Below are 22,827 nucleotides of genomic sequence, written 5' to 3'. Positions count from 1 at the left end.
TCGTTACTTGCTGATGTCCAGGTTGCGTTCCGGAGACCGTAATGATCCCTCAATGGCTGGCGCTTCTGAACCGGACCCACCCCCCGGGCGCGGTTACACGTTTCTCGGCTGCTGCATTTGAGCTTACGGCCGCAATCAACCTACGCCTTGCCTTGAGGCTGATCAAACCGACAGCGGAGTGTCTGGCCAGAGCCGAAGAGGTTTACGAGCGAGCAACGCTCTATAGCGAATTACGCGAAGCCGGTTCGGCGTCTACCGTCAATGCGGAAAGACAATTGGCCGACGCTTTAAAATTGCTGACAGCGGAAATGCGGACGTGTGATCCTGGACGAAGTGCCAATGACATTCTGGCAGGACACATCTTGACTGACGAGCGTCCCAATTCGTTCAACCATGCCAGGAGACCAGAACCGCCTGACACGGATCGAGAGGGCATTCCTCATGAAGTTGGAGATTCCGATAGTCTCCGCTTAACATCGTGCTGACCGGTTAGATGGAACTGCCGCGACCGTTGCCACTTCCAGCAATTCCGACGACCATCTACTCGCTCCGGTTCATGCGTCGGTGCCGACACCGGACCCGCAGGCGTTCGTGCATGCCGCCAAATGCCACAATCTAGACAAGAAATTACCTAGAGAATGTCTTGAACAAGATCATCGGCAGAATCAGACCAGTTCCGGATCGGGTCGACCACACGGTCGGTGGTAGCGAGCTTGAAAATCAGACGCGGCCGGCTCGGGCTCGCAGACTGGAACGCTGGCATGCTGCCGAGGCGGCCAGCACTATGCAGTCGTTGGCTTGATGAAGCGCCTATCTTCGCCTGGAAAGGGACAGCGTTTTCCGTCCCTTTTGGCCGATCCGGCGACATAAACAGGTTTGGGGTGACTATTTGGCGCTGTCATGACGCCAGTTCGGGGGACCAGATTGTCAGATAATCGACGCAAAGAACCACCCGTACCCCCTGGTGCCGAAACCGAAAATGGCGTGCGGGGCGACGACACTGCGCCGGCAAAGGTCGAACGCCGTCGTTATCCGCGATCGGCACAACCAAGCAATGAAGAGCCTCCGGCTCCGCCAGCGTTGGAACCATTGCTGTTTTCCACGCGCGAGCTGGAACCGGCAGATCAATTTGCGGCCTGGCAAGCTTATGTCGCTCCCCTTATCGACATCCGGCGTCCGGATTCCCCATCGCAAGCGGAGTTTGTAGCCGATCATGCGGCCTGGAATCTCGGCGGCATGCTCGTCGTTCAACAAAGCACACCTGCCCACAGCTATATACGATCGGAGGCAAAGGTGCGGTCAAATCTCATCGATCATTGGCACATTTCGGTCCTGCGCAACGGCCGGACATGGACGGAAGTTGATGGGCATGTCTCGGAGGGCGAGCCAGGGAAGGTGGAGCTGCGTTCTTTGGGCCATCCCTTTCGAGGCCGATCAACCGAGGCACGAGTCCTCTCGCTTTATTTGCCGCGCGAACTGCTTTTTGATGTTCCCGCCTCCAGCGAAATCAAAAACAATATCGCCTTGTCGGGAACCTACACCAAACTGCTGATCGAATATCTCGATGGTGTCGAGGCAAACCTTTCACGTCTGGCTGCTGTGGACCTCCCCCACGTCGTCCAGACCACACGTGATATGATTTTGACCTGCGTTTCAGCATCGGCTTCGAATATCGCCGTACCTGAGCAACACAGCACGTTGGCTTTGATGGAGCGCGTGCGCCGCTTCGTCCAGCGCAATTTGATGTCGCCGGATCTCACGACGGATCGAATATGCCGGGAACTCGGTGTTTCGCGCACCCGCCTCTATCAGGTGTTCGAGCCGGATGGCGGAGTTCATCACTATATTCAGCGCCGGCGGCTTTTGTCTGCTCACGCTGCCCTGAGTGACGTCAGCAATCGGCAGCAAATCGTCGATATCGCCTTTGCTGTCGGCTTTTCTTCTGCTGCCCATTTCAGCCGGGCATTCAGCAAGGAGTTTGGCTACAGTCCGCGTGAGGCGAGAAATGTAGCCGTTCCGCTCTATCTTGGGCATGCTGTCGCACCAATGTCAGAAGTCGAGAGCGCTCCTTCCTTCAACAAATGGCTAAAGACGCTCGGCCATAGTCGCTAGTCCCGGCCCGTTCTTTATTAGAGCAGGCGACCTGTGGCATTGATGACCTCATATCTCTTGGCGCACACATCGATCGTGTGCCGCCACATAAACGAATGCTCCATTGTCCAGCCGATGGCGATAGGTCCAAAGCAGCCCGGCGGTCTCCTCGCGATCAAGCCTTTTTACTGGTCGCCGCCTCGCCGCAGGACCACGGGCATGTTTGCTTGACAGAATATCATCGCCACCGAGGGTAAAATTCCGGATCGCCGATCGGTGATTGCAAAAATGGACGCTGCTGCAAGTTTCGGGATGCGTGGCTAACGACACGCGACACTTAAGTTATTAGAAATGAAGCATAATAGCAGTTCAGACGAGAGAAGCCGGGTACATGAACGAATGTACTCTCCATGCAAATAGCGCAACCTCTAGGGGGCATATCAATGGAATTTACCCGTCCGACTATACAGATCAGCAACCCGCAACATGGCGCAAGTGATCCATATCGAGCCGTCGAGCGCGAGGAGGTCCTTGCAGCGGCATTTCAAGATTTCGTGCAAAGGGCACTTGCTGCGGGATGGAAGGAGCCGGAGGTCGCTTTGACCTTGGCCGACATCGCCGATGACTATGTGATGGCGCTCGCGCGAAGGGTTGCGGCAAATTAGTATCGAGTATCCGTTCGCGTTTCGCACGACAACAAGCGCGAAATGGTGCCAGCAATTCTTCGGCAAGCCCGCCGGCGCTGCTGCTTCACGACGAAGCGGCTCGCCGGCGGCGTGCGTGGTCTGAGACCATGCTATTAGCTGCTGGATCATTGCGGGATCATTTGCCCGGATCGATCCGCGAGAAGGCGGCGAGAACTGTGCGCTCAGACTGCATCAGATACGCTTCGAGCGCTGTAGAAGCTTCGGCCGTCAATCCCGCCTCGAGCTTTTCGAGAATAGCGCCATTGAGATCGACATAGGGCGCGTGCAACAATTCGGGATCGGCGAGAAGGCCGAAGCTGAGACGCAGCTCTGCGGCGATCTGCGCGTAGAAAGCATTCAGGCGCTGACTGTCGGCAAGATCGACGATCGCCGCATGAAAGACCATGTTTTCGCTGCCGACCATTGCCCAATCCTTGCGATCGCGCGCGACCCTGGCGCGCTCGACCGCCGAGCGCATGCGCACCACCGCCGGATGCTTGGGATAGGCCTTTGCAAGCGCCTGGCATTCGATCATGCGGCGCACACGATAGATGTCGATGATTGAGGCCATGCTCGGCGTGGCGACAAAGACGCCGCGATTGGGCTCGTGGCGCAAGAGATTTTCCTTGGTCAAGAGCCGGAAGGCTTCGCGCAGTGAGTTGCGCGACACATCCAGGCCGGCGCTGAGCGCTGCCTCCGACAGGCGCTGCCCCGGCTTCAATTCGCCCGCGATCAGCATGTCGCGGATCTCCTCCGCCAGGCGCGGCGCAAGCGCCGATACGGTATCCTGTTCTGCCATCAAAGCCCCTTCTGCATGGAAATGGATGAAGCATCCATCCCCTTGCGCATCGATATAGCGGTTCTCGCTCAATGGGAACCATGGGGCGAACGACACGGCCAATCGGGCCACGGCGGCAAACGTCAATCGCGGCCAGTCAGACATTTTCCTTAAGGGCACGAACGGTGACAAGCGCGCGGGCGGGTGTTGCAAAATGGGTAATCGGCCATCGCTCATGAAATGCTCAGATTGCTCAACAGCTCGGCAATATAGTAGAACGATAAATTAATATCGTTGAACAATCTTGACATCGTCAAGAAACGCGACGACGCTGGCTCGTGTCAAAACTCACATGGCCCGTCCGAGGAACTGCGGGAGGGCCGCATAAGGAGAGGGGTTTATGGAACAGCTATCTATTTCATCCACAGAGGGCGCATCGGGCGCATCGGCCGCATCGTCTGGCATGTCGCTCAGGTCGCGGCGCGCAGCACTAACGGCTGCGGTCTTCCTGATGGCTACCTCGGCCATTGGCCCGGGATTCATCACCCAGACGGCAACATTTACCACCAAACTCGGCGCGGCTTTCGCTTTTGCGATCCTCTCCTCGATTGTCATTGATTTCGTCGTGCAGCTGAACATCTGGCGAATCGTGACTCTGACGCGCATGCGTGCCTCCGATCTCGCCAATGCGGCAATCCCGGGCGCTGGCTATCTGCTTGCTGTTCTGGTGATCGTCGGCGGATTATTCTTCAATATTGGCAATATCGGGGGCACGGGTCTTGGTATCAATGCGATGATCGGGCTTGATCCGAAAATTGGCGGCGCAATCAGCGCGGTTCTTTCTATCGGCATCTTCTTATCGAAGCGCGCCGGCATGGCCGTCGACCGCTTCATCATCTTCGCCGGTATCCTGATGATCGCATTGACGCTCTATGTGGCCGTCGTATCGGCCCCGCCGGTTGGCGAAGCACTGTTCCAGACCTTTTTGCCGGCAACCGTCGATTTCGCCACGATCACCACTATCGTCGGCGGCACGGTCGGTGGCTACATCACCTATTCCGGGGCCCATCGCCTGCTCGACAAGGGCACGGTCGGCATCGAAAACCTCGGCGCCGTCAACCGCGCAGCGCTCACTGGCATCGCCGTCACCGGCGTCATGCGCTACGTCCTCTTTCTCGCTGTGCTCGGCGTAGTCGCCAGCGGTGTCGTAATCGATGTCTCAGGCAAGGGTGCCAATCCGGCCGCCCAAGCCTTTGAGGCCGCCGCCGGCGATGTGGGCATGCGCATCTTCGGTATTATCCTGTGGGCTGCCGCCATCACCTCGGTTATCGGCGCTGCCTATACGTCGGTTTCCTTCCTCACGATCTTCAAGCGGGACCTTGGTGAGAGAGCCCGCAATATCGCGACCGTGATCTTCATCGCGGTATCGCTGTTCTTCTATGTGATTATCACCACCCCACCGGCTCAGATGCTGGTCTTCGTCGGCGGCCTGAACGGTCTCATTCTGCCGATCGGCCTGTCGATTTTCATCTATGCTGCCTGGGCTCGCTCTGACCTGATGGGTGGCTATCGCTATCCGCGCTGGCTGCTGGTGCTCGGCGTGCTGGCTTGCGTCCTCACCTGGTACATGGGCTACAAGTCAATCGGCCCGATCTTCGCGCTTCTGACCGCCTAAGGAGACCTGATATGACTGCCATCGATCTGAACAGCGATCTCGGCGAAAGCTATGGCGCATGGGGCATGGGCGACGACACCGCTATGCTCGCCCTCGTCTCCAGCGCCAATGTCGCCTGCGGCTTTCATGCCGGCGACCCGCTCGGTATTCTAAGAACCGTCAGGGCCGCAGCTGAAAAGGGCGTTTTGATCGGCGCGCATGTCTCCTATCCTGATCGCGTCGGCTTCGGCCGGCGCGACATGGATGTCGCAAGCCACGAACTGACCGCCGATGTCATCTATCAGATCGGCGCACTGAAGGGCATCGCAGCGGCAGCCGATGTCACCGTCGGTTACGTCAAGCCGCACGGCGCTCTCTACAACCGCATCGCTCGCGACCCGAATCAAGGCCAGGCAGTGATCGACGGCATCAAGGCGGTGGATCCCTCCTTGGTGCTGATGGGTCTTGCAAATACGCCAATTCTCAAGCTCGCCCGCGACTGCGGCTTGAAGGCCGTGGCGGAAGCCTTTGCCGACCGGGCCTATACGCCCGATGGCGACCTTGTCTCACGCCGTGAACCGGGTGCCGTCCTGCATGATCCCCAGCTGATCGCTCGCCGCATGCTGCAGCTTGCCCATGAAGGTACGCTCGAAGCGATCGACGGCTCGACCATCAAAATCGACGCCCAGTCGATCTGCGTGCATGGCGACAGCCCCCGCGCTGTCTCCATCGCCACGGAGATCCGCCGCGTCTTCGAAGTCGACGGGATTGCCGTCCGCTCCTTCCTGGCCGCCTGACCGACCTGCGAGAGACATGTAATGATCGCCATCGAACATCTTCGCCACATCAAAGCTGGGCCGGCTCAAAAGGCCCGCGAACGCTATCGGGCAGGCAGCGTCGAGCCGACCTCGGGCGTCGCGCCGGGCTTCACCCAGGCTAATATGATCGTGCTGCCGCGCGACTGGGCCTTCGATTTCCTGCTCTATGCGCAGCGCAATCCAAAGGCTTGTCCGGTGCTCGATGTCTCCGATCCGGGTTCTCATGCGACCCTGCTTGCACCCGGTGCCGACCTTCGCACTGATCTGCCGCTCTATCGCATCTGGCGTGATGGAAAGCTCGCCGAAGAGACAGCGGATGCGACGGCAGCCTGGGCTGAATATCCCGACCTCGTCAGCTTCCTGATCGGCTGTAGCTTCACCTTCGAGACACCGATGGCGGAGGCCGGGATCGAGATCCGCCACATCACGGACAAGTCCAATGTGCCGATGTATCTGACCAACAGGCCTTGCCGGCCGGCCGGCCGCCTGCATGGGAACATGGTTGTTTCCATGCGGCCGATCCAAGCGTCGCGAGTGGCAGACGCCGCGACCATCTCGGGACGCTTCCCGGCAGTGCATGGCGCACCCGTGCATGTCGGCACGCCGGAAGCGATTGGAATCAAGAATCTCGCCACGCCGGAATTTGGCGATCCGGTGCGCATCGAGCCGGGCGAGGTCCCGGTCTTCTGGGCCTGCGGCGTCACCCCGCAGGCGGCCGTGATGGCCTCCCGTGTCCCCTTTGCGATCACCCACGCGCCAGGACACATGTTCATCACCGACATTCCCGATTCCGCCTATCACGCTTGAGGTTCCCATGCGTTTCCTGCCTGTCAGCCTGACAACCATGCTTGTCGAACTCGCCGATCTCGACGAGACGCTGGCGCTGTTTGCCGCGCTCAAAGCTGATCCGCTGGAAGGTATCGAGGACATGGTGCCTGCGGCCCGCACGCTGATGATCCGCTTGCGGCCGGCAAAGCTGACGCTGGAAAAGCTGGCCGGCGAGATCGCGACACGCGATCTGTCGATGCGCGCGGCACCCTCCGACAAGCTCGTCGAAATCCCCGTTTGCTACGATGGTGAGGACTTGGCAGATGTCGCGGACCTTACGGGCTTGTCTGTCGAGGACGTCATCCGCCGCCATACCCACAGCGAATTCACCGTGGCTTTTTGCGGCTTTGCGCCCGGCTTTGGCTATCTCACCGGCGGCGATGCGGCACTGCAGGTGCCGCGCCGCCAGAGCCCGCGCACAAGGATCCCGGCCGGCTCGGTTGCTTTGGCCGGCGCTTTCAGCGGTGTCTATCCGCAGGCGAGCCCCGGCGGCTGGCAAATCGTCGGCACGACGCCGAAAAAGATGTGGGACCTATCGCGCGATCCGCCAGCACTTCTTCAGCCCGGCTACCGGGTGCACTTCTTCGATCTCAAAAAGAAAGCAGTCTCAACGACCAGAACCACGACCAAGACCCTGGTCGCCCGCCCACCAGTAGTCGCGTCGGACAGCGCTACGCTCAAGGTTCGTGCCGCCCCCATCCCGGCACTGTTCCAGGACCTCGGCCGCTTCGGCAAGACCGACCAGGGGGTCTCATCCTCCGGCGCGCTTGACCAGGGTGCACTCAAGGCGGCCAATCGCGTGGTCGGCAATCCGGCCGGCATGCCCTGCCTCGAAATCACGCTTGGCGGTTTTTCCTTCGAGGTTTCTGGCCGCACCGTCATGGCGCTCACCGGCGCGCCCTGCCCGATCAGCATCCGCGATGCAGCTGACCGCACGATGAGCGCCGGGACCTACCAGCCAATCCCGCTTGAACCGGGCGATGTCGTGACGCTCGGCCATGCACCGAGAGGTATGCGCAGCTATCTCGCCATCCGCGGCGGATTTGCCGTTAGGCCGATACTCGGCAGCGCTTCGACCGATACGCTGGCCGTTGTCGGTCCCGACCCTGTCGCCGCAGGCGCAGTGCTGGCTATCAACAATGATAGCTCGGCCCTAACCAGCGTTTCGCTTCATGAAGCGCCGGCCTTCGACCATCCGGCAGCGGACGAAACCATCACGCTCGACGTGATCATGGGGCCGCGCAGCGACTGGTTCACCGAGGCTGGTATCGCCACCCTCTCCGGCCAACTCTGGCAGGTGACACCGCAGTCCAACCGCGTCGGTATCCGCCTTTCCGGCGATGTCCCGTTGGAGCGCAAGGACAAGGCGGAATTGCCGAGCGAAGGGACGGCGACCGGCGCAATCCAGGTGCCGCACAGCGGCCAGCCGCTCCTCTTCCTCGCCGACCATCCGCTGACTGGCGGCTATCCGGTCATCGGCACGGTCGCCGAATACCATCTCGATCTCGCCGGACAAATCCCGGTCCATGCCAAAATACGATTCCGGCCCGTGACGGCTTTCGCCGATATTCAGCCCGCCAAGGCTCGCGATCGGTGACGACTAAAATCAAGTGAGGAGACATCATGAAGAAAGTCCTGATCGCCAATCGCGGCGAGATCGCAGTGCGCATCATCCGGGCTTGTCGCGATCACGGCCTGCAATCTGTCGCCGTCTATGCCGATCCAGACATGGATGCGCTCTTCGTCAAGCTGGCCGACGAGGCCCATGGGCTCGTCGGCGCCCGTCCGGACGAGACCTACCTCGACATCGACAAATTGATAAGCATTGCCAAGCGCTCCGGTGCAGATGCAGTGCATCCGGGCTATGGCTTTTTGTCCGAACGGGCCGAATTCGCCCGTGCGGTGATCGATGCTGGCCTCACCTGGATCGGGCCCGATCCGCATGTCATTGAGGCATTGGGCGACAAAGTCGAGGCGCGGCGGATCGCGACCAGCGTCGGCGCGCCGCTGGTTGCCGGTAGCGACGGCCCGGCCAAGTCGGCTGCCGAAGTCATCGCCTTTGCCGAAGAGCATGGGTTGCCCGTTGCCATTAAGGCTGCCCACGGGGGCGGCGGCCGTGGCCTGAAGGTCGCTTGGAGGATGGAGGAAGTAGCAGAGCTTTATGAATCTGCAGTCCGCGAGGCCAAGGCCGCCTTCGGCCGTGGCGAGTGTTTCCTCGAGCGCTTCCTCGACCGTCCGCGCCACGTAGAAGCGCAGGTGTTGACCGACAAACACGGCAATGTGCTGGTGCTTGGCACGCGTGATTGCTCGCTGCAGCGGCGCAATCAGAAGCTCGTCGAGGAGGCCCCCGCCCCCTTCCTCAGCGACACCCAACGCCAATCGATCCACGATGCTGCGAAGAAGATCTGCGCTGCCGCCGGCTATTGTGGCGCAGGTACCGTCGAATTTCTGCTCGGTGGCGACGGCACGATCTCCTTCCTTGAAGTGAACACCCGCCTGCAAGTCGAGCATCCAGTAACCGAGGAGACAACCGGCATCGACCTCGTCATCGAACAGTTCCGTATCGCCGACGGCCTGCCCCTGCGCGTCACCGAGACGCCTGTCCCGCGTGGCCATTCGATCGAGTTCCGTATCAATGCCGAGGATCCAGGCCGAGGCTTCCTGCCAACGCCGGGTACAATCACCGTCTTCGACCCTCCCGCCGGGCCTGGCATCCGTGTTGACAGCGGCGTCGTCTCCGGCTCGACGGTGCCTGGCACCTTCGATTCGCTCATGGCGAAACTGATCGTCACCGGCGCCACTCGCGACGAGGCGCTAAGACGCGCCCGCCGCGCGCTCCGAGAATTCAAGATCGACGGCATCGCGACGGTTCTGCCCTTCCATCGCGCCGCGATCGAGATGAAGGATTTTACGGGCGAAAGCGGCTTCAAGGTGCATACGCGCTGGATCGAGACCGATTTCGCCAATCATCTTGAAGCGGAAGCCCGGCCAGAGCCGGTTGCCGATCCCTCGCTGATCCGCACCCATATGGAAATTGACGGCAGGCGCCATGAGATCGGCATTCCGGTCGCACTGCTGGCCGGTCTCGGTGGGCTTGCAGGCCAAGACACCGGGCTGGTGACTGCGGCCAGGGCGGAAGACATCTCGAGCGTGACTACGCCGATCTCAGGTACGCTGCAGGCCTTCAAGGTCGAGGATGGCGCGGAAGTGGCGGCAGGTGACCTAATCGCGGTGATAGAAGCGATGAAGATGGAAACCCTGGTGACGGCATCGCGGGCCGGCAAGATCCGGATCAAGGCCCAAGCCGGCGCCTATCTGCAAGCCGGTGCCGAGATCGCCCGCTTCGAGACGCCACCGTCGGTCAGGTAGACCCGACGAAGAGAGCCGATTTCGTCTGGCCGATCGGACGGTTGTCCCAAAGGCAGAAGCAGCAAGGCTTAAGCGCATCCGGTATGTGACTGGCTACTCCTGCCACGCCGGAGCGGAGGGCGGTCTCTCCGCCTGCGCCAGCCGCGACCGGAGTCCGCGCCTGTGGCACGTTCGACAGCGCGGCCCTTGTCTTGTGCGAGACGGCTGCCATCTATCGGTGATCATTTGGAATCACGTACCGGTGTCATCTGACATTTAACAGAGAAGCATGGAAATCAGCGAAATCGTCGCCGCTTACATACGTGTCTTGGCGTTGGCTGTCTTAGTCGTTTATGGCTATGCTTGGGTCATTCGCACCATCAGCCAAAGATTGATGAGGGGCGTTGCGGCAGGCCTTTTGTTTGGTCTCGGCGGCATTCTTTCCATGAACGATCCGATCGTGATGAGGCCCGGGCTTATCTATGACGCCCGATCCATTCTTCTGGTTCTCTCCCCTCTCTACGCAGGACCGATTGGCACCATCATTGCTGCAGCAATGATGGGCGCGCACCGTTTGGTTCTTGGCGGCGTCGGCGCGACGGGCGGCGCGGCGAGCGTCATCCTTGTAGCGCTCTGCGGCTACGCCAGCACGCTCATACCCCGTCACAGAATCGGCACCGGTTGGTGGAGATCGCTGCTGCTCGGCCTTGCGACTGTCTCTTCCTTCATCGTCCTTGTCTTTCTGCCTCCGGATGTCGCCAGGGACCTCTTTCTAAGCGCTGCGGCTCCCGTCATGCTTGCCAATATTCTCGGTGTCCTCCTTCTTGCCGATCTGCTTGAGCGCGAAAAACAGCGGGTCCGGATGGTGCGGGCGCTTGAGAATGAGGCGAGCGTCGACCCTTTGACGAAGCTGCCTAATCGCCGCGTCTTCCAGCGGGCCGCCGACCGCTGCGCCGAGGAGGCGAGCAATCGCGGGCGGCCTTTCTCGATCGTCATGCTCGACGTCGACCACTTCAAAAAGATCAACGATACCTGGGGACACACTGTGGGCGACACCGTACTTTCCCGGGTCGCCGACCTCATTCGCCGGACCGTGCGCAAGACCGATGTCGCGGCTCGCTACGGGGGCGAAGAGATCATCATTCTTCTTCCAAATACCGAAGAGGGCGACGCCTCAACCGTTGCCGAGAAGATCCGCCATGCAATCGAGTCAGAAGATTTGATCGTCGGTGTTACCGCAATCAAGGTTACTGTCAGCATCGGCGTCGCGGTTGTCGATTCTAGCGGCACCAATATTCGTGCAACAATCGAGGCCGCAGACAGAGCGCTCTATCGCGCCAAGACCGCTGGCCGAAACCGCGTCGAACTGGCAAGGGCTGCGTGAGAACGATGGTTCTGACGGGACGCCGACAGCGGCGCTGCGGGCCAAAGCGGGATCAGCCCGACGTCTCTGGGCGCGTGGCTCGCTTGAGGTCGGCAAGCCCTCTGTTGGCATCCTTACTGCCAGTGGCGGCGGCCGCATTGAATATCCGTGCGGCATCGCCATACATTTCCAGATTCAGATAACAATAGCCGCGCAACACCATGAGATCGATCGTCTCGCGTTTGATCTGCGCCCGCTGATCGAGATAGATCAGCGTCTCGCGATACCGCTTGGCGCCATAAGCGGCGAGTGCCCGGTCAGCAAGGATTGAAACCTGGAGTTCGGCGGCGCGCTCACGGCTCTGAGGCGCACGCGTTGCCGCAACGGCTGCATTGTTGGACAGGCCGGCGCGCAGATAAGCGAGACTCTGTCCATAGGCGGCGTCTTCGCGCGTCTGCCGCGCAGACCCCTTCAAGGCTCTTTCGAAAGCGGCAACAGCTTCCATCGGACGATTGAGATCCATCAGGCACCAGCCGCGGCTGAGCGCGGCATCGGGGCTGAGGAGGCTCGCATCCGTCGTGGTCGAGCAGCCGCGCGGCTTGCGGGTGCCTCGCTGCACAGTCACTCTCTCCATTGCCGATCCTTCGGTTCGCACAGCCAAGCCCGGAGGCTCGGTTGCGCTTCCTCCGTAAGCCGGTTGAGCTGGCACAGCCGCACGCGCAACGCTTTGTGGAAGCCGGGCGGGCGCTTGAACCGGTGCCTCGACGGAGGACGCCGATAGCGATGTATCGTCAAGCGTGGCGATGCGCTGAGAGCGGCCGGCCCAAAGCCGCTGGACCTCCGCGACCCCCCTGCGATCGTTCAGTTGCTCACGGGTGATGGCAAGACCATAGGCGGAAGGTTCGTCGTCCGGTTTCCAGCGAAGTGCAGTTTCAAACCAGCGCGCTGCAGTCTGCGGCTGATTGAGCGAGCGTGCATACCAGCCGAATTGCTGCGCGGCCGGCACGTATTTCTGCGCAATGACCTCCTTTGCCATGCGACCAAGTACGTCTTCGCTTATATTGGCGGGCGGCTGCAAAGCCATCAGATTGGCAGCAGCGGCAAGATAGGTATCGCTGGCATCCTTGGAATCGCTGCGCCACCTGTACATCACATCCTCAGCCTCCTGAGGCGCCTTGCGGGCGACAAGCGCCAGTGCCAGGCCCTGTGAAGCGGATGCCGAATCCTGCTTGGCACGGGCTGCGCGAAACCACGTCTCCGCCTCCGGCGCATTTTCGCGTCGAAGCTGATACCAGCCCAGCAAGAGCGCATCAGAAGCGAGCCCCTGGGTTTCCGCGAGACGCGCGACACGCGATACATAGTCTGCCGCGACATCAAGCTTCGGATCGGCGTTGCCGTCAGCGACGAAGCGGCGAGCGAGCTCGTCACGGATGCCATCGAACTCGCGCGCGCCGCTCACGGCAGGCTGCTCGAGGGCAAGCAGCCGCTGCATGGCCTGATAGGGCAGCGACGCCGAGGCCTTCTGGACGCTCGCAAGGCGCTCCTGCGGGTTCGTGCAGTTCTTCAGGATGTAGCTGTAGGCATCTACGCTGCGCGGTTCTCTTCCTGTATGGACGAAGGCTTCGGCGACGCGCCACAAGACATCGATATCGCTGCAGGTCAGAAGGATCGGGGTCGCAGCGCCGATCTCGATGACTGTTGTATACTGTTTGAGGTCGGACGCATTCACAAGCCGCGCCCGGGCTTCCGCGACATCCACGCGATCGAGCAGGTCAGCGGGCGGCTGCCAGCCGCTATCAGCCGTCCGGCGGTCGGCGATAGCTTTGCGAAGCTCTGCATAGCGCCCCTCCGCATAAAGCTGCCACATGGTTTCGAGCTGCTTATCGCCGCTTTGCGGCACGGCCAGCGGATCGGCGGGCGGCACCCACTTCGGATAGAGCGCTTGAAGACGGGAGATTTCGGCCTGCAGGCGAACCTTGTCGCCGCGGCTTGCAAAATACCGCAGCGCGCTTTCGTCGACCTTCGGCTGAGCTGCCGGTTGCGGCGCTGCCGGCTGATGGGCCGGCCGCCCCTTCTCGGCAGGCTGCGGCTGAGCCGGGGGGACGGGCGCCTGCTGAGGTTGAGGCGCCTGAGCCGTCAGCACCGGTGTCGCCTCCTGAAGACGGTCGGCGACCGCCTGGACATCGATCGGCCGGCTGCTGGGCGTGTCCGGCTGCATCTGACGGTCCGTCTGAAGGTTCGAGCGTCCGGTGCCGAATTTCTCCACCAGCGCGGCACGGTCCTTCACCCCGGTTATTACGATGGCCACCACCGCTGCAGCCGATAATGCGATGAGGGACGACTTCACAGACACTCCGGATGTTTCTTCACGACAAGGGCCAGCCCGAGCAACTGGAGCGTGGACGGATAATAGAGCGCAGGCAAAAACTGCCGGGCCGTCGGGGGCAATTTCTTGCCGTTGAGCACACAGGCCACAACATCGTTAACAATTCGATAACCTGGGTCAGCAAGCACCGTCTTCACGCTACCCGTGGCAAGATCGATTGTCGCCGGAGCACCATCTGCGGTCATTCCATCTTGCAGCCTGGAAAGCAGGGCCTTGTCGGTAATCCCTGCCCTTGCGAGATAAAGCGGGATACGAACAGCGTTGTAGGCGAATTCCGCATCAAAACCTTCGGCTGGTGCCGGCCGGCGGGCAAGGCTTACCCATTCAGCAGGCAGTTTGCGCGGGCCGAATTGCAGGGATTTCACGAGTGCAAGGCCGTCATCGGACAGCTTCTGCCACCGGTCTGACGGCGCAAGCAGCGCCATCACCGGGATCGCCTCGAAGATCCAGTAGGAGGGGTTGACCACCGGCCCATCTCTCCGGCCGGGTGGTGTAAAACCTTCGACGCCGGGCAAGAGCAGCGTACGGCCACCGGCCTCCACCACTGCTTCGGAAAGGAGCGCTTGGGCCATTCTGGCAGCGGCCTCAATATAATCGCTCCTGTTCCAGGAGGTGCCAGCGAGCGCAAGCGCATAGGCAATCAGCATGTCGCCGTCCGAGGCGTTGTTGGTGTCCGTCACATGCGGTTTGGCCAAAGGATCCCATTTCCATACAGCAAGTCCATCATCGCGCAGCAGGAGTTCCGTCCGGGTGAAATACCATATCTGCTCGAAATCGGCGGGGCTGTTGGCGAGGTAGGCAAGCAACAGACCGTAACCCTGGCCCTCGCTGTGGCTGATGTTGCCGTTGCCGTTGTCGATGACACGGCCGCTCGGATCGAGAAACTGCACCTTGTAGGCAGCCCACGCCTTTGGATCGACGAGCACCTGTTGGGCCTGAAGGGGTTCGACAGCCATCGCAAAAGCGAGTGCACAAGCCAGCACCGTTGCCACGATCCTCTTCATTTGCCCCTGCCCAGTCTGCTCAGCATGCCCGAGGTCGCCATGCCGAGGAGAATCGAAAGAACGACGAGCAGAAAGGCATAGGAGAGGATATTGGTGGAGAGCCAGTTTGCGGCGATCAGCCTAAAGTTCGCAAGCGACCAAGGCTGTGATGGCACGAAGTCGAAACGCGAGACCGGTACGGTTTCGATCTCACCGGTCTTGCCGGAATAGGTGGTAATGTGTCCGGAAATCTGCGGCCAGTTGCGCTGCTCCGTCACAGCATCGATACCCTCGCGCAGGTCCTTTGCCGAGGGGGCGGTTACGACTGTCCAGGCCCCGGCGCCGGTCGGGCTGGCGCCTTGCGCAATCATCAGGCTCGCCACATTGGACGGCGTGAAAACGGCTTCTGCTCTCGGTACAAATTGCAGCGAACTCAGCGAGATGTCGAAGTTCTCGCGCAGCCACTCCTGGAACGCCGTGACCTGACCGCGCCATGCGCCGCTGCTCACCTTCGAGCGCCATTGGTCGAAAGCGGAATTGGTGTCCGGCTGGACCACCTGCGTATCCGGTACCGGGCGCCAAGTGGCCTGGCTTGCCGTGGAGATATTCAGTTGGGACAAGACCGCCGCCGGCAATTGCGAGATGGAACCGATGAACACGGCCTCCTGATCACCGATCGTGCCTGGCGAAGCCGTCGGCTCTATGTTCATGGGGCGACCGGAAACAACCGCCATCTGGCCAAGCAGCGTGGCCGCGGCAGAAAGCGTGTCGGCGTCGATGCGGTCTATGAAGAGCGGCATCGGACCGGCAAGCCGTCCATAGGGGTAGGCGGTACCGGCCATGGCGGCAAGATTGGGACGCTGCCCGACGCGGGCGAAATCCGGCATGCGGAACTCAGTCGTATCGAACAAGGCAAAGCGCGACGTGGTCGAGGCGGTCGCACCGGGTACACATATGTTGTCATCGCTCGTCATGAGGATTGCTTCAAGACTGAGGGAATTGAGGCCCGGCTTGAAGTGGCGCATGGCCACGCGGATCGGCAGATGACGGAGGATGCCGCCGCCGGTTCCGGTAATCGGCATCGTCGAGGCGATATTGCCGTTGACATAGATGTCGATATGGCTGCCGGGAAGGACGCTGCCGGTATAGGCCGCGTCCAGCAGAACCGTCGCTTCTCCATAGGCATTCGCATAGAAGTCGGAAGGAACCGCGACATTGAAGTTCGTCCGAAAACGCCGACCGGAAAACTCTGTCGTCTTTACGCCCAGATCGGCAAATGTGAGCCGCGTATCCTTAAGTATCAACGGTGCGTTTGGCGCGCTCCAGCGCTCGGTGGTCAGCGCATCGCGCCTGATGCCCGGGGCACGATCAGTTGGGGAGACGATGGTATCGATAGCCGAGGCGATTGCCTGCCACGAAGGGCCACTGATCAGAAGCACGGGCGAGCCAGTGCGCGGATCGGGGACGAATGTCGAAAGAGCTGCGGAGTGCGCCGCCGGTGGCAGGTCTGGAAAATAGGGCTGCAGCTCGGAAGTCGTGCCGACGAGAACGGTAAGCCTGCCGGGACCGGCTGCCGGCAGCCTGTCGACGCTGAAGGAGATGGATTGGTTCGGCATACCACTCAGCACGGAGAGCCCCTGTGCGAGGCGAAGCAGCGGCTTCGTCGTGCCAGGCTGCTCAAGGGCTGGAACGAGAAGGTCGAATTCCGTTCTGCCGGACCCGTCGACGCCGACCGCACGGATGGCATCCGTGCTTGACAACTTTGCGGCTTCTTGCCCTTCGAAGCTCAGATGGGTCTGCGCAGGATCGATATTGGACCAGAGCTCATAAGTCGACTGGATCGTACAATCCGTGCGGTGGCGCTGGCTTGCCTCGAAGGTCAAAAGGTTTGCGCCGGGCTGTAACAGACCACGCGGAACATCGAAGCTGACTTGGGAGGGTGTGTCGGGTGAGCCGATCTGCTTTTGACCGATCGGACGGTTGTTGATGAGCACGGTGATCTGCGAGGCTTCCGGCGCAACGACGATGGAATTCTGGTAGGCGAAATTGAATTTTGCCGGCGCGGCTGCCTGTTCTGGAGTGAGGTAGACGCTCCACGACTTTCGGTCGTATTCGCCCTCCAGACCGAATCTGTCGAAGGGAACGACGTAGCGGCGCATGCCGCCGGCCGTCTCCGCCGGGGTGCCGGCAGGCTGGACGGCTTGCGGCCGAGCGGAATTTGCAGTGCCGGGAAATGATGGGGAAGGTTTCGGCGGAGCGGCAGGGACGGACGGTGCGGCTGGAACCGTAACAGGCGGTGTCACGGTTGGATCAGGCAACGTCAGGCGCGGCACCATGGGATGAAGACCGGCCGGGCGCTCAGGCGACATGTCAAAGGGCGCAGGCGCCAGTGCAGTCTGAGCCCAAGTGAGCGCCGAGGTGCTGATGAGAAACAGTGCAGCGGCAAGACCCGTCCTCATCAGCCGTTCGCCTTTGCCATCTGCTGCTGCGCTTCGCGCTCCGGCCGCATGCTGCGGAAGAAATAAATGAGCCCGCGGCTTGTCTGATAGAGCGATAGACCAAGGAACCAGATGGTTCCGCGGATGAGGCCCGGATTGCGGCGGCGCGATTCCTGAAACTGCGCCCATTGGTCGGAATTGGCAAAGATCAAATCGGCGATCAGGCGATGATCAAGCGCGCTCTTCGGGATATACTGGCAGCCGACAGCCATGATATCGCCGTCCTGCTCCATGTTGCGAACGATGAGCGGCAAAGTTTCGAGGTCAGCACCGCTGTAAGGGCGGAAGCGGATTTCGCCTTCGGCGCCGATCGTCATCGGGTCGAGTTGCTTGTTGAAGACATGGAGACGTGCTCCGTGAACCGAGACGTCCTCGATCGAGGCGGTATGCCATTTGCCGTTGACGCCGAATTCGCAGCGCCGATTGACGCGCACACGCCGCGAAGCGGCACGCTCGCCGCGCTCGGAAACCACGCCAAGCGCGCAGCCTGCCATGATGAGATTGAAAAGGTTCCACCCGCCGACAACGAGCGTCACATCCGCCTTGTAGGGCTCGGCATAGATGCGATAGATCGTAATGGCGAGCGCAATGATCTGCACGGCAAAAATAACGAAAAAGGGCCTGCTGATTTCCGAAAGGCGGCTGACCGAAATCGATTCGTCCTTTGCCGTGACCTTGAAGGTTGGTTTTCGTGGATTGATCATGACGGAAATGACGGCAGGTAAAAGGTGGACTGTCTGCACATACTCGTAAAGTTCCGATATCCAGGGCCAGCGGAACGAACCATAAAGATAGTTCTGCATCATCAAGTTCACGAGCATATAGGCAAGCGTATAGGCCAGAAACTCGCCGCCGGAGGCTGTGAATATTTCAAGGTCGAAGAACAGATAAAAGAGCGGCGCGAACAGGAAGATCGTACGCGGGAACGGGAAGAGCCAGAACAGCGTCGAGGACATGTAACAAAGGCGCTGGGGAATCGACAGGCCGCGCTTTAAGAGCGGAAACCGAAAGCGCAGGATCTGCATCATGCCTTGCGCCCAGCGGCTGCGTTGGCCGATGAAACTTGCGAAGGTGGCAGGCTGCAGACCGGCGATCAGCGGCTTGTCGACATAAATGCTATTCCAGCCTGCGCCATGCAACGCCAATGCGGTCTCACAGTCTTCAGTGATGCTGATGCCGCTAAAGCCATTGGTGGATTGCAGCGCGCGACGGCTGAGAACTGCGGCCGAGCCACAGAAGAAGGCAGCGTTCCATTTGTCGAGGCCCCGCTGGATGATGCCGTAAAACATCTCATTTTCGCTCGGCATCCTGTCGAAAGTGCGCAAATTGCGCTCCAGCGGATCTGGATTGATGAAGAAGTGCGGCGTTTGCACGAGGAAGAGCTTCGGGTCGTCGTCGAAATAGCCGACCGTCTCGCGCAGGAAGTCCCGGGCGGGCGCGTGGTCAGCGTCGAAGACGGCGATGAGCTCGCCCGTCGAATGCTGCATGCCATTGTTGAGATTGCCCGCCTTGGCATGTTCATTGCGCTCGCGCGTCAGGTAATTGACGCTGAGTGCCTCACAGAGCTGCCTCAGTTCATTGTGCCGCGCAATGGCAGCCTGGGCTTCGAGCAGCTTGTTGGAATTGCGTTTTTGCAGCGTGCCGCCATCATCCAGCAGCCAGACATGCAGTTTATCGGCCGGATAATCCATTGCTTTTGCGGCGGCGAGCGTATTGCCGAGGAGATGGGCGTCTTCGTTATAGGTGGGCACGAAGACATCGACATGCGGAAACCGCTCTTCCTTGACAGGGCGCGACCGGCGCGGCGGAAGTGGGGTCGCGACGATGAAGAGGCTGAGCGCCAGCATGGCGATACTGTACATTTCGGCGAGATAGAGCAGCAGCCCGGGAATGAAATTTTCAAGCTGATTGACGGGCGGCAGCGTACTCGTCGTGCGCCAATAGGCATAACGCAGAACGACGGCAGTGCCGAAGGCAAGCGCGATCAGGCGCCATGTGCCCTCCCCCTTCAGGATCTTGATCATCGCCATGATCGTGACGACGGTGATACTGGCAATAAGCTGAGTCTGCAGGTTCACCGGCAAGGTGATCAATACGAAGACGCAGAGCGAGACGATCGCCCAGGTGAAGATGCTTCGAGCCTTATGCATCGACGTCCCTTCAAAAGCACGGCCGGGCATTGCGGCGCCGGGCTATGCGTTTCCTATCTTCGGCACGCGGCCGTCATGGCCGCATCGCCTATGCAGTCGGGGGAAGGCACGGTGATGCCACCTGCCTTCGCCGCTTGTTGAACGGGGCCCCGCGCCGGCATCGGCTGGGTATTGGCCCCTGGCGTTTCGAAAGCGGGGTCCGGCAGCGGTACACGCACCCCGATCGGCGCCGGCATGGGCGCTGTTACCGGCGCCTTGACTTGACGTGGCTGACGGCGGAGGGCGGCCGGGGCCGGTTCGTAGCCGATTTCAATGGCGCCAGCGCGGTGGCCACCGTCGTCCGGGTAAACAGGGCTGCCGGCGCGGCCGAGAACCTCATCGGCGCCTTTTACCTCGCCGTAAGGATTCCATATCTCGCCATTGAGCGTGCCGGTGACCGTATAGCCATACATGACGCTTAAGAGCTGACGCTCGCTGGCGCGCGAGTCGCAAAGGCGAAGCCGCACCTGGATCATCCCGAAATTGCGCACTTGCGTATGTGCCGCCTGGCTCGATCGGATCTGCTGCCAGCCATAAAGGCAGGTATCGCCGGCGCGGCTGCGACCCGAGGCATAGGCGAACGGCCCATAGCTGTTTTGCAGGAAGGTGTTGTTCCTCGCCATCGCAACGCCCGGCGCCGCCGCGAATGCTTCGCGCGAAATCCCCCTCTCGCTGATCATCTTGTAGGGCGCGCCTCCCGCTCCCGGATTGGAACCACTTGCCCCATAGAATTGCACTTTCAGGAAATTCTGCCCCGGCACGGCAGAGGACGTATAGAGCGAAAGCATCTGCTCCACGCCGTTGCCGCGCCTGGTTTCGACGACGCTCACGATGGCCGGGCCACCGGGGGGCGGAAGAATGAGCGCCTTTTCGCTGGCCACCGTCTCGGGCGCCGAGGGCTGCCTGATGCTGCTGCTCGTCGACGCACAGCCGGCCAACAAGGCCGCCGTGACCACCGATATCAACCCCAGCAAGCGCATTTTGGGTGCCGCCGCAAAATCGTCTTTCCAGATATCCACCGGCACTTCGTGCAATGGATGTTCGAATCAACGACCGACCGGCCGTTAACGAGGAATAAACGGCGGATACGGTTAATCAAACGTTAAAATCGAGCAGCCTTGCGACAGTCAACCGGCCGCAATGACGCAGCAAGCTCGATAAACGCCCACTCGCGTCTTCTCATGGTGCGACGCGGCTGTTTCGCGCCGCCCGGTGAGATTGATTCTCAGGACGGACCGCGAAGATCTCAGCATTTTCGCCGCCCCGTCGCGCCGCTACGGTCGAAAGTTGGTTTGTTATTATTTAGATAAGCTTTCTGTCATATACGATCGAAAACCCGGTCGTCACACGGCCGCACGATAGCGCGTTCTGGTAGAGCTCTGCGTTGACTACAACGAGGCTCGCTCTAGTTCTGATACGGAACAGGTGTGGGTTCGGCAGGATGTATCGATAACGGACCACGTAAAGCGAGGCGGGTTAGGAGGGTGACCCCATGCCGGAAAATCGTGCGAATTGGCCTCAGCCGGCTCCGCAGAAGTCCGAATCCGCAAGCCGCGCCGAGGGGCTGTTTTCACTCTGGGATCATGATCTCAGGCTTATCGACTGGTCTGAAAAACTCAAGGAGCGCCTGGACCTTTCTGACGAGGCACCCATAACTTTGGGGGGTGTGTATCCCGACCTGGCAAATCCCGACCTCGCTGCCCTCGTTCAGCTCGTCGTCAATAGCGGCAAACCGCGGACCATTCGCCTCGGGGCCAGTGAATCCGAGCGGCGCAATCTGCTGTTGTTCCAGGCCAGGGCCGGCCTTGCGATCGTCGAATTTGGCGGCGCTGACAATGATGAGACCGCAAAAGCGCAAGAGCTTGACCGGGCGTTACTCCTTCACCAGGCAACCCATGACGTTTTGACCGGCCTGCCCAATCGCCGCCAATTCAGCGACAAACTGGGAACTGTTCTCCCAGTTCGTGCAAAGGCGGGTCTTGCACTGATGCAGATCGATCTGGACGATTTCAAGCCCGTCAATGACACGCTGGGCCATGGAGCCGGGGATATCGTCCTAAAACTTGCGGCCGAGAGGATTCGAAAGGCGCTGGGTAAGGACGAGACCGCCTACCGCCTTGCAGGCGACGAGTTCGCCGTCATACAGATCGCCCGGGAGCAGCCGGATGAAGCCGAAAGATTAGCAGAATCGCTGATCAGCGAATTTCGCAAGCCCTTCACGGTGGACGGAATTACCGTGTTTGTCGGTGCCAGTATCGGCGTTGCAATTGCACCTCGCGACGGCAATGAGAGCGAGCAGTTGATGAAGGCTGCCGATGTTGCCCTTTATGCCGCCAAGAAGGACGGACGCCGGCGCGCGCGGACCTTTAACCCGAGCATGCTGCAGGTGCTGGAACAGCGAGAGGTATTGAGACGGAGCCTTCGGGTTGCGCTGCAACACCGTGAATTCTTTATCGAATATCAGCCGCTGGTCGATCGGTCGTTGGCGATAGCCGGCTTCGAAGCACTGCTGCGCTGGCGCCACCCAATCCTCGGAGTGATCTCCCCGATCGCTTTTATCCCGATGGCGGAATCAGACGGCCTTATGAGCGAAATCGGTCAATGGGTACTGGAGGAAGCGTGCCGGCAGGCTTTGACCTGGCCCGCCTACTATACTCTTGCGGTAAACCTATCTCCCGCCGAATTTCTAACCCCAGGTCTGACCGACCGAGTGTCGCAAACCCTCGACGTCGTCGGACTGCCCTCGGAGCGGTTGGAGCTCGAGATCACCGAAACGGTGCTGCTGGAGCGCACGATCAACAATCTTGATACCCTGAACACGCTCAACGTGCTTGGCATCCAAATTTCCCTCGATGACTTCGGGACCGAGTATTCCTCTTTGAGTTATCTGAAGAACTTTCCCTTCGATAACATCAAGATAGACAAGTACTTTATCAACGACCTCCCTGATGATCAGAAGAGCCAGACCATCGTCCGCTTCGTCATCGCGATGGCCCATGGGCTTGGCATGCGCGTGACTGCCGAAGGCGTTGAGACGGCCGAACAGGCGGCCTGGCTGCAGGCGGAGGGATGTGACCGGTTGCAAGGCTATTTCCTGAGCCCTCCTCTGGGGGCCGACATGGTTGATGAATTTATTCGCAAGCATGCTGACACGGGACCCGATAATGATCGGGTCAAATCCTGAAAAGTGAAGCGGCAATTCGCC

The 22,827-nt window shown here is 60.5% G+C and carries 16 protein-coding genes; 10 read left to right on the top strand and 6 right to left on the bottom strand.

What is annotated here, in order from left to right; all coding sequences use genetic code 11:
• The first annotated feature begins 984 nt into the window (after positions 1 to 984).
• Entirely contained in the window at positions 985 to 2,112 is a 1,128-nt protein-coding gene (locus A3C3_RS0127640; RefSeq protein WP_022717816.1) for a helix-turn-helix domain-containing protein, read from the top strand.
• 422 nt (positions 2,113 to 2,534) lie between these two features.
• Positions 2,535 to 2,756 carry a hypothetical protein gene (locus A3C3_RS0127635; protein WP_022717815.1) on the top strand — a complete coding sequence of 74 codons (222 nt, stop codon included), beginning with the start codon at positions 2,535 to 2,537 and terminating at the stop codon, positions 2,754 to 2,756.
• 157 nt (positions 2,757 to 2,913) lie between these two features.
• On the opposite strand, the gene A3C3_RS0127630 is transcribed toward A3C3_RS0127635, so the two are convergent.
• Positions 2,914 to 3,576, bottom strand: a complete 663-nt coding sequence (locus A3C3_RS0127630; RefSeq protein ID WP_028740062.1) for a GntR family transcriptional regulator — start codon at positions 3,574 to 3,576, stop codon at positions 2,914 to 2,916.
• A gap of 442 nt (positions 3,577 to 4,018) precedes the next feature.
• Here A3C3_RS0127630 and A3C3_RS0127625 point away from each other — a divergent pair, with 442 nt between their 5' ends.
• The 6 genes from A3C3_RS0127625 (at position 4,019) to A3C3_RS0127600 (ending at position 11,587) form a co-directional block, all read left to right on the top strand.
• Entirely contained in the window at positions 4,019 to 5,230 is a 1,212-nt protein-coding gene (locus A3C3_RS0127625; RefSeq protein WP_233450586.1) for an NRAMP family divalent metal transporter, read from the top strand.
• A gap of 11 nt (positions 5,231 to 5,241) precedes the next feature.
• Positions 5,242 to 6,006 carry a LamB/YcsF family protein gene (locus A3C3_RS0127620; RefSeq protein ID WP_022717812.1) on the top strand — a complete coding sequence of 255 codons (765 nt, stop codon included), beginning with the start codon at positions 5,242 to 5,244 and terminating at the stop codon, positions 6,004 to 6,006.
• Positions 6,007 to 6,027: 21 nt separating this feature from the next.
• Positions 6,028 to 6,834 (top strand): putative hydro-lyase, encoded by an 807-nt coding sequence (locus A3C3_RS0127615; protein ID WP_022717811.1) that lies wholly within the window; start codon positions 6,028 to 6,030, stop codon positions 6,832 to 6,834.
• A 7-nt stretch (positions 6,835 to 6,841) separates the two neighbouring features.
• On the top strand, positions 6,842 to 8,452 hold the full coding sequence (locus A3C3_RS0127610; RefSeq protein WP_022717810.1) for a 5-oxoprolinase subunit B/C family protein: 1,611 nt from the start codon (positions 6,842 to 6,844) through the stop codon (positions 8,450 to 8,452).
• A gap of 26 nt (positions 8,453 to 8,478) precedes the next feature.
• On the top strand, positions 8,479 to 10,224 hold the full coding sequence (locus A3C3_RS0127605) for an acetyl/propionyl/methylcrotonyl-CoA carboxylase subunit alpha (RefSeq protein ID WP_022717809.1): 1,746 nt from the start codon (positions 8,479 to 8,481) through the stop codon (positions 10,222 to 10,224).
• A 268-nt stretch (positions 10,225 to 10,492) separates the two neighbouring features.
• Positions 10,493 to 11,587 (top strand): GGDEF domain-containing protein, encoded by a 1,095-nt coding sequence (locus A3C3_RS0127600; RefSeq protein WP_022717808.1) that lies wholly within the window; start codon positions 10,493 to 10,495, stop codon positions 11,585 to 11,587.
• A 52-nt stretch (positions 11,588 to 11,639) separates the two neighbouring features.
• Here the strand turns inward: A3C3_RS0127600 and A3C3_RS0127595 are convergent, their stop codons facing one another.
• The 5 genes from A3C3_RS0127595 to bcsN are packed head-to-tail and all read right to left on the bottom strand — an operon-like array spanning position 11,640 to position 20,563.
• The gene (locus A3C3_RS0127595; protein WP_022717807.1) at positions 11,640 to 13,913 is read right to left on the bottom strand and encodes a cellulose synthesis protein; all 2,274 of its coding nucleotides are present in this window, start codon (positions 13,911 to 13,913) and stop codon (positions 11,640 to 11,642) included.
• Positions 13,910 to 14,956 carry a family 8 glycosyl hydrolase gene (locus A3C3_RS0127590; protein ID WP_022717806.1) on the bottom strand — a complete coding sequence of 349 codons (1,047 nt, stop codon included), beginning with the start codon at positions 14,954 to 14,956 and terminating at the stop codon, positions 13,910 to 13,912. Before A3C3_RS0127590 ends, A3C3_RS0127595 begins: the two co-directional genes overlap by 4 nt.
• Positions 14,953 to 17,394, bottom strand: a complete 2,442-nt coding sequence (locus A3C3_RS0127585; RefSeq protein ID WP_022717805.1) for a cellulose biosynthesis cyclic di-GMP-binding regulatory protein BcsB — start codon at positions 17,392 to 17,394, stop codon at positions 14,953 to 14,955. The genes A3C3_RS0127590 and A3C3_RS0127585 overlap by 4 nt, the downstream gene beginning before the upstream one ends.
• Positions 17,394 to 19,583 carry a UDP-forming cellulose synthase catalytic subunit gene (gene bcsA / locus A3C3_RS0127580; protein WP_028740061.1) on the bottom strand — a complete coding sequence of 730 codons (2,190 nt, stop codon included), beginning with the start codon at positions 19,581 to 19,583 and terminating at the stop codon, positions 17,394 to 17,396. Before bcsA ends, A3C3_RS0127585 begins: the two co-directional genes overlap by 1 nt.
• Positions 19,584 to 19,636: 53 nt before the next feature.
• A complete protein-coding gene (gene bcsN / locus A3C3_RS0127575) occupies positions 19,637 to 20,563 on the bottom strand; it encodes a cellulose biosynthesis protein BcsN (RefSeq protein WP_233450585.1) in 927 nt (308 codons plus the stop codon).
• Here bcsN and A3C3_RS47330 point away from each other — a divergent pair.
• The gene (locus A3C3_RS47330; RefSeq protein ID WP_233450609.1) at positions 20,481 to 20,690 is read left to right on the top strand and encodes a hypothetical protein; all 210 of its coding nucleotides are present in this window, start codon (positions 20,481 to 20,483) and stop codon (positions 20,688 to 20,690) included. The genes bcsN and A3C3_RS47330 overlap by 83 nt on opposite strands.
• Before the next feature lie 424 nt (positions 20,691 to 21,114).
• Complete coding sequence (locus tag A3C3_RS0127570) at positions 21,115 to 22,806, top strand: putative bifunctional diguanylate cyclase/phosphodiesterase (protein WP_022717802.1); 1,692 nt, start codon at positions 21,115 to 21,117, stop codon at positions 22,804 to 22,806.
• Positions 22,807 to 22,827: the final 21 nt, after the last annotated feature.

This window comes from Rhizobium mongolense USDA 1844 (assembly GCF_000419765.1).
GTDB classification, from domain to species: Bacteria; Pseudomonadota; Alphaproteobacteria; order Rhizobiales; family Rhizobiaceae; genus Rhizobium; species Rhizobium mongolense.
The sequence above is the reverse complement of the archived record's forward strand: the minus strand, read 5'-3'. Positions and strand labels throughout refer to the sequence as shown.